The sequence below is a fragment of the Carboxydothermus islandicus genome (assembly GCF_001950325.1).
Lineage (GTDB): Bacteria > Bacillota > Z-2901 > Carboxydothermales > Carboxydothermaceae > Carboxydothermus > Carboxydothermus islandicus.
The window spans coordinates 1-241 of record NZ_BDJL01000130.1; the positions used below are offsets into that span (position 1 = coordinate 1).

Sequence of the window (241 nt, forward strand, 5' to 3'; positions counted from 1 at the left end):
ACTGGAAGGTGGTGACGGCGTACTTTTTGTAGAACGGGCCGGCGAGTTGCTGTACGTAGCGAGGTTAAGGCTTATAAGGCCGGAGCCGAAGCGAAAGCGAGTCCGAAGAGGGCGGAAGTTGCGTGCAGCAGACCCGAAACCGGGTGATCTACCCATGGCCAGGGTGAAACCTGGGTAAGACCAGGTGGAGGCCCGAACCGACCGTCGTTGAAAAGGCGGCGGATGAGCTGTGGGTAGGGGT

At 59.8% G+C, this 241-nt stretch carries 1 rRNA gene; it reads left to right on the top strand.

What is annotated here, in order from left to right:
- Positions 1 to 241: ribosomal RNA gene (locus ciss_RS10475) — 23S ribosomal RNA — on the top strand; the annotation flags it as partial.